15 protein-coding genes and 1 pseudogene are annotated in these 12,160 nt (G+C 38.0%); 12 read left to right on the forward strand and 4 right to left on the reverse strand.

The annotated features are described in order from the left end of the window. Positions 1–320: 320 nt before the first annotated feature. A complete protein-coding gene (locus M44_RS16375; RefSeq protein ID WP_010175349.1) occupies positions 321–641 on the reverse strand; it encodes a thioredoxin family protein in 321 nt (106 codons plus the stop codon). Between the two features lie 196 nt (positions 642–837). On the opposite strand from M44_RS16375, the gene M44_RS16380 reads away from it, so the two are divergent. After that, positions 838–1,437, forward strand: coding sequence for a DUF5673 domain-containing protein (locus tag M44_RS16380; protein WP_010175350.1), 600 nt, complete (start codon positions 838–840; stop codon positions 1,435–1,437). Here the strand turns inward: M44_RS16380 and M44_RS16385 are convergent. Both M44_RS16385 and M44_RS16390 read right to left on the reverse strand, forming a co-directional pair. Beyond that, complete coding sequence (locus tag M44_RS16385; RefSeq protein WP_050771007.1) at positions 1,422–1,697, reverse strand: spore coat protein; 276 nt, start codon at positions 1,695–1,697, stop codon at positions 1,422–1,424. The genes M44_RS16380 and M44_RS16385 overlap by 16 nt on opposite strands. A gap of 71 nt (positions 1,698–1,768) precedes the next feature. Continuing rightward, positions 1,769–2,047, reverse strand: a complete 279-nt coding sequence (locus M44_RS16390; protein WP_010175355.1) for a hypothetical protein — start codon at positions 2,045–2,047, stop codon at positions 1,769–1,771. 210 nt (positions 2,048–2,257) lie between these two features. Here M44_RS16390 and M44_RS16395 point away from each other — a divergent pair, with 210 nt between their 5' ends. Next, positions 2,258–3,175 carry a proline dehydrogenase family protein gene (locus tag M44_RS16395; RefSeq protein ID WP_010175357.1) on the forward strand — a complete coding sequence of 306 codons (918 nt, stop codon included), beginning with the start codon at positions 2,258–2,260 and terminating at the stop codon, positions 3,173–3,175. Between the two features lie 214 nt (positions 3,176–3,389). On the opposite strand, the gene M44_RS26470 is transcribed toward M44_RS16395, so the two are convergent. Further along, complete coding sequence (locus M44_RS26470) at positions 3,390–3,521, reverse strand: YuzL family protein (RefSeq protein WP_010175358.1); 132 nt, start codon at positions 3,519–3,521, stop codon at positions 3,390–3,392. A gap of 202 nt (positions 3,522–3,723) precedes the next feature. On the opposite strand from M44_RS26470, the gene M44_RS16410 reads away from it, so the two are divergent. The 10 genes and pseudogenes from M44_RS16410 to M44_RS16455 all read left to right on the forward strand — a co-directional run bounded on the left by M44_RS16410 (position 3,724) and on the right by M44_RS16455 (position 12,131). Next, entirely contained in the window at positions 3,724–6,111 is a 2,388-nt protein-coding gene (locus M44_RS16410) for a 3-hydroxyacyl-CoA dehydrogenase/enoyl-CoA hydratase family protein (RefSeq protein WP_010175360.1), read from the forward strand. A gap of 29 nt (positions 6,112–6,140) precedes the next feature. Further along, a complete protein-coding gene (locus tag M44_RS16415; protein ID WP_010175362.1) occupies positions 6,141–7,319 on the forward strand; it encodes an acetyl-CoA C-acetyltransferase in 1,179 nt (392 codons plus the stop codon). Positions 7,320–7,376: 57 nt separating this feature from the next. Further along, positions 7,377–9,161, forward strand: coding sequence for an acyl-CoA dehydrogenase family protein (locus M44_RS16420; RefSeq protein ID WP_010175364.1), 1,785 nt, complete (start codon positions 7,377–7,379; stop codon positions 9,159–9,161). A 214-nt stretch (positions 9,162–9,375) separates the two neighbouring features. After that, a complete protein-coding gene (locus tag M44_RS16425) occupies positions 9,376–9,675 on the forward strand; it encodes an ArsR/SmtB family transcription factor (protein ID WP_010175365.1) in 300 nt (99 codons plus the stop codon). A 13-nt stretch (positions 9,676–9,688) separates the two neighbouring features. Further along, positions 9,689–10,049 (forward strand): annotated as a pseudogene (locus M44_RS23885) (arsenate reductase family protein). A gap of 70 nt (positions 10,050–10,119) precedes the next feature. After that, the gene (gene gcvH / locus M44_RS16435; protein WP_010175366.1) at positions 10,120–10,503 is read left to right on the forward strand and encodes a glycine cleavage system protein GcvH; all 384 of its coding nucleotides are present in this window, start codon (positions 10,120–10,122) and stop codon (positions 10,501–10,503) included. A 36-nt stretch (positions 10,504–10,539) separates the two neighbouring features. Continuing rightward, positions 10,540–10,857, forward strand: a complete 318-nt coding sequence (locus M44_RS23890) for a YusG family protein (RefSeq protein ID WP_010175367.1) — start codon at positions 10,540–10,542, stop codon at positions 10,855–10,857. Between the two features lie 156 nt (positions 10,858–11,013). Continuing rightward, on the forward strand, positions 11,014–11,358 hold the full coding sequence (locus M44_RS16445; protein WP_010175369.1) for a toprim domain-containing protein: 345 nt from the start codon (positions 11,014–11,016) through the stop codon (positions 11,356–11,358). A 3-nt stretch (positions 11,359–11,361) separates the two neighbouring features. Continuing rightward, on the forward strand, positions 11,362–11,685 hold the full coding sequence (locus M44_RS16450) for a thioredoxin family protein (protein WP_420167120.1): 324 nt from the start codon (positions 11,362–11,364) through the stop codon (positions 11,683–11,685). An 83-nt stretch (positions 11,686–11,768) separates the two neighbouring features. Then, positions 11,769–12,131: a hypothetical protein gene (locus M44_RS16455; RefSeq protein WP_010175371.1), complete on the forward strand. Its 363-nt coding sequence runs from the start codon at positions 11,769–11,771 to the stop codon at positions 12,129–12,131. The last annotated feature ends 29 nt before the right edge of the window (positions 12,132–12,160 follow it).

Below are 12,160 nucleotides of genomic sequence, written 5' to 3' on the forward strand. Positions count from 1 at the left end.
AAAAGCGAAAATGAGACACGCGGTAGCGCGAGTACCATGAACGAAAAAAATGGAGGATGAGACACGTGGTAGCAGTAGCGCGCCACCCAAATCCGCAAAAATGTGATGAAGAGACACGCGTAGTAGGTAGCGCGAGCACCATGAACGAAAATAATGGGGGAATGAGACACGCGCTGGCAATAGCGCGCCACCCACCCACGGGAAACTGTGAAGAAGAGACTCGAGCTAGCTCCCCCTACTGAAAACATAGCCATCTTGCAAAAATTAATGAAGTTGTGGAACAGAGCTAAAAAAGGAGCTGCAAAAGCGGCTCCGTTTCATTACTTATTCAGTTCAGTTAAAAATTCTGAGACTTGCTCTGGAGTTTTAGCATTTGCACTGTGTAGATGGGCAATTTTTTTACCATCTTGGTAGACCAGTAAACTTGGAATGCCCATTACTTCATTTTTATCTGCGATTTCAGGAAGTTCATCCTTATTTAATTCATACCATTTGTATTGGTTGTATTCGTCCATAATCTCACCAATAAACATGTCCATTCGCTTACAATCTGGACACCAATCAGCGAAAAATTTAATGATGACTGGCTCAGAGCTTTCTATAAAAGATTCGTACGTTTCATTGTTTTTAATACTTTGCATCCTATTCCATCCTCCAGTTAAAATCAATAATCTTCACTAGTTTATCCTGTTTAGATTAAAAATGGCAAAATAAATGCTGTCAAACGGGATATTTAGACAAATTATGACAATCCTCCCCGTTTCTTCACAATATATGATATGCTATATTAGGTCCTATTAGCCTATAGACAACATTTAGAAAGGGAGGGAGTATAGTTTGCTGTTGTATGTACACATTGTATTTGCCACAGTCGTCATGGCGACGATTGTCTATCTTTACGGGGAAATGATTCATTCTTTTTATAAAAGACATAAGCTTGGTGAACTTCACTATCCACAAGACCAAGTCGTAAGCTTTTCAAGTGTCGGTTTACCTGTTCAATTAAAAACACTTACACATCGAAGCAACTTTTTCGTTGTGATATTTTTACATGTTGTTATCATTGGGACCTTAATTTTATGGATTTATAACATTTGGATTCACCCATTTTATTTAGGTTTTACATTAGCGGCTTTGCCTTATTTATTATTATTTAAATACGTTGTAGAAGTACGAGAAAATGGACTGATAATTAATGGCTTTATGTTTAACTGGAATGAGATTGAAGAGGTAGAATGGGTTCCCAAAAATGATACGAAAAGTTTAGTGATTCTTTTTCATAAACGAAAAATCTTGTTTAAAAGATACATGTCAAAACCGTTACCGACCATTCTTGCAGATGAGTTGGACAAAAATAATAAAAAGATACTGGCATTAACCTTACTATGCCCAATGAAAAAAGAGCACATAGGCTCTTCTAGTTATTGCATATTTTGATAAGGAAATTGAGTTTGATATTCTTGGTGTTGTGTGAAAGATTGCTGCAACGCCTGCTGATCTGCTTGTTCTAATTGATACCAGCCTTTTTGAAACATGCATTCATACAAACGTCGTTGGGCATTTTGACTTTCTGTGAAGATTTGTAACACATCCTGGTATAACCCTTCGTGACTTGCCTCGTTTAAAAATGTACAATATCCCGCTGTCATATATTTCTCCATGGCTAACGTATCTGTAATAAAATCACGATCGTTCATTTGAGGAGATTCTGGTACTTGAGTTTTTGGGTTGCCGATCTTTATTTTGATTGTTCATAGAATGTTCCTCCTTACTGTAAAGTTTGATTAGACTGTTGATTTACTCCTTGACCTAAATGGTGCAATATTTGTTGATAATGTTTTTGATGCATCATTCCGCATTGTTCAATTTCTTGCTTTACGGTCTGATCTTGACAATGTTCAGCCAAGAAATGAGCCTTTTTCATCGCCAACAAATTCCAAGCGAGCATATCATTCATATATAAAGCATCTTTAGTGGTTAATACCGGGGGAGCCTGTTGGTACATTTGCTGTTGATTCTGCATTTGATTTTGTTGATTCGTTTGCATACAGTTTTCCTCCTTTTAGTGTTCATGTCTATCATCCCAAATAATATTTTATCTATACGAATTCGTATATAAATGTTTAAAGTCGTAAGAAAAAGTATATTCAAATAGTAAGAATAATGATAAAATAAGGTGTCTTCGCATGAACGTGTGAATTTTTTTTACACACTAAGAAAGCGTTTTCATTTTATTTTGTACCTGGGGGTATTTAACATGGAACAAGCAATGCGTAATTTCTTTTTATTCCTTTCAAAAAATCGTGCCCTAACGAAAACAGCTAAGCGCTATGGACTTCGGTTTGGTGCAAGCCGATTTGTTGCTGGTGAATCTATTGATCAAGCTACAAGAGTTATTCAAGAACTTAACCAAAAAGGTTTAGTCGTTACTATAGACTATTTAGGTGAATTTGTTGACAATGAGCAAGAGGCAAATGAAATGGCAGATCAGTGTATTGAAGCTATTCGATCTATTGGTCGCAATAAATTGAATTCTCAGCTATCACTGAAAATGACAAGTATGGGTTTAGATATATCCGATGATATCGTATTAGATAACATGAAACGTATTTTAGAAGCAGCAAAAGAAGAAGGCGTTTTTGTAACGATTGATATGGAAGATTATTCTCGTTGTGGAAAAACACTTGAAATCTTTAAACAATTGAAACGTGAATATGATAACATTGGAACAGTTATTCAAGCTTATTTGTATCGGACAGAAGAGGATATGAAGGATTTAGATGCATATGCTCCTAACCTTCGACTAGTGAAGGGAGCCTATAAGGAATCTCCTGAAGTCGCTTTTCCGAATAAATCGGATGTGGATGAAAACTTTAAGAAAATCATTAAAATGCATTTATTAAACGGTCACTATACCGCTATAGCCACGCATGATGATCAAATGATTGAATATACAAAAGAATTAGTGAAGGAACATAACATTCCGAATGATCAATTTGAATTTCAGATGCTATATGGAATTCGTGTGGAGCGTCAAATAGAGCTAAAAAACGAAGGATATAAGATGAGAGTATATGTTCCCTATGGAAACGATTGGTACGGGTACTTTATGAGACGACTTGCTGAGCGTCCTGCCAATGTTGCCTTCGTATTAAAGGGTGTTATTAAAAGATAAAGTCAAAAGCCAAATCTTCGATGATTTGGCTTTTTCATTGGAATAAAAACGATTGAACTAAGGATCTGTTCGGAAACATGAATGCCAGTAGAAATAAATTTCTCTTCCCTCTGGTAATTGACTAAGCGATTTTGATACGTAAAGAACACCATTCCATACCACTCGTCATGTATGTAATGTTCGGGTGAGGAAGATGCTATTGGGTTTACGTTTCTTACTGTTTTTTGTACTGATTATTCTGGCTGTTGACTTTACCCCCACCATCACGCTCAACAGTTGGTCCAGCATCTCCCTTTACGCTAGATGCACTAACCGCTGCTTTAGAAGGATTTTTCATGCGTTTCATTCATTACCACCTCCGTTCCTACCTTTCCCGGAATAAGGCTACTTTATTATTTTTAGAAAATTTCCCTTTTTCACTCTTTATGGATTGCCATTTTTTCTGAAATATCATATAGTAAAGATAGTAAAACTCATTCAAGGGGATTTTTTTTGGAGCAATAATGAATGAGTATTCATTCAAAAGTACGTCAAAGGGGGAAATAGACGTGGTCAGACAAATTAAGAAGGCAGCCATATTAGGGTCTGGAGTTATGGGTTCTGGTATTGCGGCACATCTTGCCAATGTAGGGATCGCTTCAATTGTACTGGATATTGTACCAAGAGAATTAACAAAAGAAGAAGAAGAAAAAGGGTTCACATTAGAAGACAAAGTTGTTCGAAATCGCATTTCTGAAAACGCTTTAAAAAAGCTATTGAAGCAAAAACCTGCACCACTAGCTTCTAAAAAGAACTTGCAGTTGATAAGTGCTGGAAATCTTGAAGATGACTTAGACAAGCTTAGTGAAGTGGATTGGATTATTGAAGTCGTTGTTGAAAATTTGGAAATTAAAAAGAAAGTATATGAACAGGTTGAAAAATATCGAAAACCTGAAACCATCATCAGTTCAAATACGTCTGGAATTTCTGTTGAAGCAATGGCAGAGGGAAGATCAGAAGATTTTCAGAAGCATTTTCTTGGAACACACTTTTTTAATCCACCTCGCTATTTAAAATTACTAGAAGTTATCCCAACTCAACATACAGATAGTGAAGTCGTTTCCTTTATGAAGGAATTTGGAGAGAACGTTTTAGGTAAAGGGGTGGTCATGGCCAAAGACACACCTAACTTTATTGCGAATAGAATTGGTACTTACGGGCTGCTTGTTTCAGTTCAAGAAATGCTTAAAGGCGGTTACAGTGTAGGAGAAGTGGATTCCGTTACAGGACCACTAATTGGAAGACCGAAAAGTGCTACATTTAGAACATTAGATGTAGTAGGATTAGATACTTTTATCCATGTTGCAAATAATGTATATAACCAAGTAGATGGCGTGGAGAAAGCGGCGTTTGAAACGCCAGCATTTATGAAATCCATGTTAGAGAACGGTTGGTTAGGGAGCAAATCTGGGCAAGGATTTTACTTAAAGCAAGGAAAAGAAATCCTAGAATTAAATCCTGACACGCTAGAATACTCAGAGCGTAAAAAGCTAAAAGCTGCTAGTCTTGAAATGGCTAAACAGCAAAAAGGCTCAAAAAATAAATTAAAAACACTCGTATATAGCGATGATCGTGCAGGTTCGCTTTTGTGGAGTATCATTTCTCCTGTGCTTTTATATTCTGCTGATCTTCTTGGTACGATTGCAGAGACCGTAGTAGACATTGACCAAGCGATGAAATGGGGATTCGGTTGGGAATATGGACCATTTGAAATTTGGGATGCAATTGGAGTAGCAAAGTCAGTAGAGAAGATGAAGTCTGAAGGAAAAGAAGTTCCGGCGTGGGTTACTGAACTTCTTGAGAGCGGCAAAGAGTCTTTCTATCAAGAAGATGAGAATGGAGAAGCAGTATATTTCCATAATGGCGAATACGTTAAAGTAGAGAAGAATGAAAAGATCATAGACCTAAAGCTCTTAAAGAAACAAGGAAAAGTAATTAAGAAGAATACAGGAGCTAGTTTAATAGATATTGGGGACGGGGTTGCTCTATTAGAATTCCATTCACAAAATAATGCCATCGGACCAGACATTACGGGCATGATTTATCAAGCGATAGATGAAGTTGAGAAGAATTATAAAGGCCTTGTCATCGGTAATCAAGCGAAGAACTTCTGTGTTGGTGCCAACTTAGCTCTTATTCTCATGGAAGCTCAGGATGACAATGTATTTGAATTAGACTTAGTTGTGAAACAATTCCAACAAGCTATGATGAAAATTAAATATTCCAATATACCAGTCGTTGCTGCACCGTTCGGGATGACTTTAGGTGGAGGAGCTGAAGTATGTCTCCCGGCTGATCGTATCCAAGCATCATATGAAACGTATATGGGTCTTGTAGAAGCTGGAGTTGGACTAATTCCTGGTGGGGGAGGAAATAAAGAGCTTTATATGAAGCTTCTAAATACCATCCCACAAGGAGTAGAATTTGATCTCCAAAAAGTAGCGAATCGTGTATTTGAAAACATTGCAATGGCAAAAGTATCCACATCGGGTGAAGAAGCAAGAGAAAATGGATTCTTAAGCAAGGTGGACGGTGTAAGTGCAAACCCAGATCATCTTATTTATGATGCAAAGCAAGTAGTATTATCCCTTCATGCAGCAGGCTATAAACCACCAGTTCGTAAGAAGATTCCAGTAGTAGGGGAGCCTGGTTACGCTGCGTTATTATTAGCGGCACAGTCAATGGTAACAGGTGGTTACATTTCAGAGCATGATTTGAAAATTGCTCAGAAGCTTGCCTATGTAATTTCAGGCGGTAAAGTTCCTTATGGTACAGAAGTAGATGAAGAGTACTTACTAAACCTTGAACGAGAAGCGTTCCTACAACTAGTAGCAGAACCAAAGTCACAGCAACGTATGCAGCACATGCTGGTAAAAGGAAAACCATTACGTAACTAATACAAACGAGAAAAAGGGGGAGAAACTTCATGCGTGAAGCGGTTATCGTCGCTGGTGCTAGAACACCAGTAGGCAAATCAAAAAAGGGTTCATTAGCGAACGTACGCCCAGATGATTTAGGTGCATTAGTTGTAAAAGAAACATTGAAGCGAGCTGGAAATTATGAAGGAAATATTGATGATTTAATTATAGGCTGTGCGATGCCAGAAGCTGAGCAAGGACTTAATGTAGCGAGAAATATCGGTGGATTAGCTGGGTTGCCTCATAACGTTCCAGCCATCACGGTTAATCGTTACTGTTCTTCAGGATTACAATCCATTGCATATGCTGCAGAAAAAATTATGCTTGGACATTCCAATACAGCGATTGCAGGTGGCGTAGAAAGTATGAGTTTGGTTCCCATGATGGGTCACGTGGTTCGTCCGAACTCCACACTAGCAGAGTCGGCTCCACAATATTATATGAGCATGGGTCATACTGCAGAGCAAGTGGCGAATGAATACGGTGTGTCTCGTGAAGACCAAGATGCTTTCGCGGTACGCAGTCATGAAAAAGCAGCAAGAGCGATACAAGAAGGAAAGTTTAAAGATGAAATCGTACCAGTAGAAGTAACAGCTCGCTCTGTTAACAGCAAGAATAGATTAGTAGAAAAGCAGTTTACATTCGATACGGATGAAGGGGTACGCCCTGGCACAACTATCGATGTCTTAGGTAAGCTTCGACCTGCATTTGCTGCAAGAGGTTCTGTCACTGCCGGAAACTCTTCCCAAACAAGTGACGGAGCGGCAGCTGTTATGGTCATGGATCGTGAAAAAGCAGATTCCTTAGGACTGCAATCTCTAGTCAAGTTTCGCTCTTTTGCGGTTGCGGGTGTACGCCCTGAAGTCATGGGAATCGGTCCTGTCGAAGCCATTCCTAGAGCATTAAAAATGGCAGGCCTAGAGCTCAATGACATTGGACTATTTGAGTTGAATGAAGCATTTGCTTCTCAATCTCTTCAAGTCATCCGTCATCTTGGACTTGATGAAGAAAGAGTCAATGTCAATGGCGGTGCCATTGCATTAGGTCATCCACTTGGTTGTACGGGCGCAAAATTAACTCTGTCCTTAATCCATGAAATGAAGCGTCGTAATGAGCAATTCGGTATCGTCACGATGTGTATTGGTGGCGGTATGGGAGCTGCTGGGGTATTTGAATTAATTTCATAATCGGTTTGGGGGCTTTGCCCTCGCCATTTACTAAATCGAATTAGGGGGAAATGAATCATGTCAAACGAAACACAAAAGTTAGTTAAAGGCGGAAGCTTCCTTATTGAAGATGTAACGTATGATCAAGTATTTACACCTGAAGATTACACTGATGAACATAAAATGATTGCCAAAACAACAGAAGATTATGTTGTGAAAGAAGTACTACCTGTAGTAGAAAACTTAGAAAACCATGAATTTGAGCATTCTGTAAGGCTGTTAAAAGAGGCTGGAGAGCTTGGTCTTTTAGGGGCTGACGTACCGGAAGAATTCGGAGGAATTGGTCTTGATAAAGTAAGCTCTGCTCTTATTGCAGAAAAAATGTCACGTGCTGGTGGATTCTCTATCACGCATGGTGCCCACGTAGGAATTGGTTCTTTACCTATAGTATTATTTGGAAATGACAATCAAAAAAATAACTATTTACCTGCGCTTGCTACAGGTGAAAAATTAGCTGCTTATGCCTTAACTGAGCCAGGATCCGGTTCTGATGCGTTAGGTGCCAAAACAACGGCTAAATTAAATGCTGAGGGCACTCACTATGTATTAAATGGTGAAAAGCAATGGATTACAAATGCTGGCTTTGCAGACGTATTCGTTGTATACGCTAAAATTGATGGAGAGCAATTCTCTGCATTTATCGTAGAACGTGAATTCCCTGGCGTATCAGTTGGACCAGAAGAAAAGAAAATGGGGATCAAAAGCTCTTCAACTCGTACATTAATTTTAGAAGATGCTGAAGTCCCAGTAGAAAACCTTTTAGGTGATGCAGGAAAAGGTCACGTTATTGCCTTTAACATTCTAAATATCGGTCGTTACAAATTAGGAGTAGGTGCGGTTGGAGCGACAAAACGTGCACTAGAAGTTACGGCTGAATACACGAATCAACGTCAGCAATTCAAAACTCCAATCTCAAGCTTTAACTTAACAAAAGAGAAGCTTTCCACAATGGCTGCTAAGCTATATGCTTCAGAGAGCTCTGTTTACCGTACAGTAGGCTTATTTGAAGAAAGAATGAGTCGCTTAACTGATGAAGAAGTTCGAGATGGAAAAGAAGTAGCAAAATCAATCGCAGAATATGCCATTGAGTGCTCGTTAAATAAATTCTTTGCCACTGAAGTTTTAGACTATGTTGTGGATGAAGGTGTTCAATTACACGGTGGTTATGGATTCATGCAGGAATACGAAATTGAACGAATGTACCGTGATTCTAGAATTAACCGTATCTTTGAGGGGACAAATGAAATTAACCGATTACTGGTTCCTGGTACTTTCTTACGTAAAGCGATGAAAGGTGAACTACCACTTCTTCAAAAAGCTCAAACGTTACAGGAAGAGCTTATGATGATGATGCCTGAGGAAATTGGTGATGAGCCACTAGCGCAAGAGAAAGTATTAGTACGTAATGCGAAGAAGATTGGCCTTCTAGCAGCTGGATTAGCCGCTCAGAAGTTCGGTAAAAAGCTAGAGCAAGAGCAAGAAATTCTTGTGAATATTGCTGATATCGTATCCAATGCATATGCTATGGAATCAGCCGTTCTTCGTACTGAAAAAGCCATCGCGAAAGATGGGATGGATAAAGCTCGTCAAAAGGTTCTATACACGCAAATTTTCTGTCAAGAAGCATTTGGTGAAATTGAAAGCGATGCGAAGGAAACGTTAATCGCTGCTGAAGATGGAGACACTTTACGTCTAATGCTATCCGCACTGCGTAAACTCACTCGCTTCAACCCAGTAAATGTTATTGCATTAAAACGTGAGGCTTCTGAAAAAATCGTAGAAGCTGAAAAGTATGTACTTTAAATAACGCACGTCTATTCCTTAGCCATCCACTTTTGTGGGTGGCTATCTATGTTTTACAACCAATTAAAATTGTCTGTTGTTCACAAATTTGAGTATAATGAGAGTAGTTTAACAAATATATACTGATGATAAATTTAGTGGTCCTCTCATCTTTTTTAAATAGGATGAAAGTTCTTAGGGTTTTTCTTATCGTAAATAGAAAGGAAGGTATACGATGGGGCAACAAGCAATTGAGACGTTTCGTTCATGTATACCGCTTTTTCAAGCCTTGAGCGATCCGTATAGGCAAGATATTATATTACTATTAGCAGAAAAGCAGCCACTTTCCGTTAATGAAATTACCGAAAACCTTACCTTATCTAGGCCAGCAATCTCTCATCATTTAAAAATCTTGAGAGATCAACAATTAGTTAGTATAGATCAAAAAGGAACTCAACGGTACTATTCACTTCAGCTTGAGGATGCGTTAGACTTAATTAAAGATCTCGTTAAAACTGTTGAAGAAACTTGTTAGGAGTGTATGTAAAATGCCAGTGACAATGTATCAATACCCAAAATGCGGCACATGCCGAAAGGCTTCCAAATGGTTAGATGAGAGAGGGGTAGAAGTCAACTCCATACATATCGTAGAAAATCCACCATCTAAAGCTGAACTAAACAAAAATTTATCAAAATAGTGGAATGGAATTGAAAAAGTTTTTTAATACATCTGGTCAAAAATACAGAGAATTAGGATTAAAGGATCGACTGTCAGAAATGTCTGAAGACGAACAATTATCCTTATTATCATCAGATGGTATGCTTATTAAGCGACCGATTGTCACAGACGGACAAAAAGTGACAATCGGATTTAAAGAGGAACTATTCGAAAATAGTTGGAAAAACTAGAAGGGTTTTCTTGATTTTCGTTGAATTATTATGGGATGATATCTATGAATATTGCTATGGAGGGATTATGATGAGTACACCGAAAGACTTACGTTATTCTAAAGAACATGAATGGGTAAAAACAGAAGATGGCAAATTTCGTGTAGGAATTACACATTTTGCACAATCTGAGCTTGGAGATATTGTTTTCGTAGAGCTACCTGAGGTTGGAGATGAATTAAAAGCGGACGAGCCGTTTGGAAGCGTTGAATCGGTTAAAACCGTTTCAGAATTATATGCACCGATTTCTGGTAAGGTCGTAGAAGTAAACGAAGACCTTAATGATAATCCTGAATTTGTTAACGAGTCTCCATATGAAAAAGCATGGATGGTCGTAGTTGAACCTACGAACGAAAGTGATCTGGACGAGTTAATGACTCCAGAGCAATATGAAACAATGATTAACGAAGCATAATGAACATAAAACACCTCACATGATGGAGGTGTTTTTTTGTTTCCAATAATTCCTTTTCATGACTCTGACTTTTTGGGAACAATAGAAGTAAGTGAGACGATAAAAAGAGGTGTAACTATGTTAAAACATCAAAAGTTAGATATTACTGAACGTATTGTAGGACGATTAAAAGATACTGGTGTTGACCTTTATCTAGACAATCAGCTAATTGGTCATGTTGAGCTTCCCAATGGATTTCAGGTTGAGCTGCAACCAAACTATGAGCAAGAAGCCACAAGAGTCTTCCAGCATTTTATGGCACCTGATGATGCAGAGCCAAGGTATACAGATTGCGACGAAGGCGGTTGGTGCTAAAGAAAAGCTGTTCCAAATCGGAACAGCTTTTCTTGTCATGATCGAAGGTTTATGCTTTGCAAAAAAGGTTAGAAAAACGAGAAAATATGAACAACACTAGCATGTTTAAGAATGCTTGGCATAGATTGAATAAAAAAAAGTTACAAGGTGATATGGATGGAAGCATATATGGAGAAAGTTATTATTGTGGAAGGCACAACGGATAAACGAAAAGTGCAACAAATTATAAAAGAACCTATCCAAATACTATGTACGAATGGGACCATCAGTCTGTCTAAGCTTGATGAGTTAATTGAGGAGCTTTACGGAAAAGATGTTTATATTATGGTAGATGCTGACCCTGCTGGAGAAAAATTAAGGAAGCTGTTCATTCAAGAATTTCCAGAAGCAGAGCACTTATATATAGATAAATCATACAAACAGGTTGCATCTTCTCCCGTACAGCATTTAGCGTCCATTTTATTAGGAGCCAACATTGATGTTCATGCAGAATTTATTTAGAAGGTGAACAAATTGAGTGCATTAATTGAAGTAGATAAAAAAACATTAGTGGAAAATATACAATCGAATGATTTAAATATTATTTATTTTTATACAACGATGTGTGGCACATGTCAGATGGCTTCCAAAATGCTTGAAGTGGTCGCCAAAACGTTACCTCATCTTCAAATTCAAAAGGGTAACCTTAATTATATGGAGGATTTAGCTGAACACTTTCAGGTACAAAGTGTCCCTTGTCTTATCATTGAACAAGAAGGGAAACTTGTAGATAAAGTTTATGCATTTAACAGTGTTCCGTTTTTATTTGACAAATTAAAACAAGTATAAGAGAACTTCGTCGAACGCTTTCTAAAGGAATCAGACCGTTTATCTCTAATACGTTAGTAACAAAGAGGATGAGGTGAACGCGTATGCTAAAAACGTTCGGAGAAAGTTTTATCGAAAGTGTTAAACAGAAAGAGTTTCTTGTTGAATTGCTACCTATTCAGCCTTTAATTGTGAGAATGGAAGGGAAAGAGGTTGTAACGTTATACATTAGCAAAGATGAGCAAAAATTAATAGCTGAAGCAAATCAAGCAGATGTTCAAATTACGGGGGAAGCACTGGATCTAGAAGAGATCTTTTATGCTACATTGCCATTACGCAAGTGGATGAAACACTCTTCTGTGAAATGCGAAGGGGCTTTTCGTCATCTATTATTACTAGAGTCCCTTTTCGTTCTATGTAAAAATAAAAAAAATAACAACAGAAAAAAGGTTGACATCTTAATTTAGACCATGTAAAATCCAATTCAGTGATATTT

It is taken from the genome of Bacillus coahuilensis m4-4 (assembly GCF_000171615.1).
Classification (GTDB): Bacteria; Bacillota; Bacilli; order Bacillales; family Bacillaceae_K; genus Bacillus_T; species Bacillus_T coahuilensis.

Excerpts from the sequence above, each read along its gene's own strand:
- M44_RS26470 (WP_010175358.1), bottom strand. The coding sequence starts at position 3,521 with ATGAAACGCATGAAAAATCCTTCTAAAGCAGCGGTTAGTGCATCTAGC.
- M44_RS16445 (WP_010175369.1), top strand. The coding sequence starts at position 11,014 with ATGGAAGCATATATGGAGAAAGTTATTATTGTGGAAGGCACAACGGAT.
- M44_RS16375 (WP_010175349.1), bottom strand. The coding sequence starts at position 641 with ATGCAAAGTATTAAAAACAATGAAACGTACGAATCTTTTATAGAAAGC.
- M44_RS16420 (WP_010175364.1), top strand. The coding sequence starts at position 7,377 with ATGTCAAACGAAACACAAAAGTTAGTTAAAGGCGGAAGCTTCCTTATT.
- M44_RS16385 (WP_050771007.1), bottom strand. The coding sequence starts at position 1,697 with ATGAACGATCGTGATTTTATTACAGATACGTTAGCCATGGAGAAATAT.
- gcvH (WP_010175366.1), top strand. The coding sequence starts at position 10,120 with ATGAGTACACCGAAAGACTTACGTTATTCTAAAGAACATGAATGGGTA.
- M44_RS16390 (WP_010175355.1), bottom strand. The coding sequence starts at position 2,047 with ATGCAAACGAATCAACAAAATCAAATGCAGAATCAACAGCAAATGTAC.
- M44_RS16415 (WP_010175362.1), top strand. The coding sequence starts at position 6,141 with ATGCGTGAAGCGGTTATCGTCGCTGGTGCTAGAACACCAGTAGGCAAA.
- M44_RS16395 (WP_010175357.1), top strand. The coding sequence starts at position 2,258 with ATGGAACAAGCAATGCGTAATTTCTTTTTATTCCTTTCAAAAAATCGT.
- M44_RS16455 (WP_010175371.1), top strand. The coding sequence starts at position 11,769 with ATGCTAAAAACGTTCGGAGAAAGTTTTATCGAAAGTGTTAAACAGAAA.
- M44_RS16425 (WP_010175365.1), top strand. The coding sequence starts at position 9,376 with ATGGGGCAACAAGCAATTGAGACGTTTCGTTCATGTATACCGCTTTTT.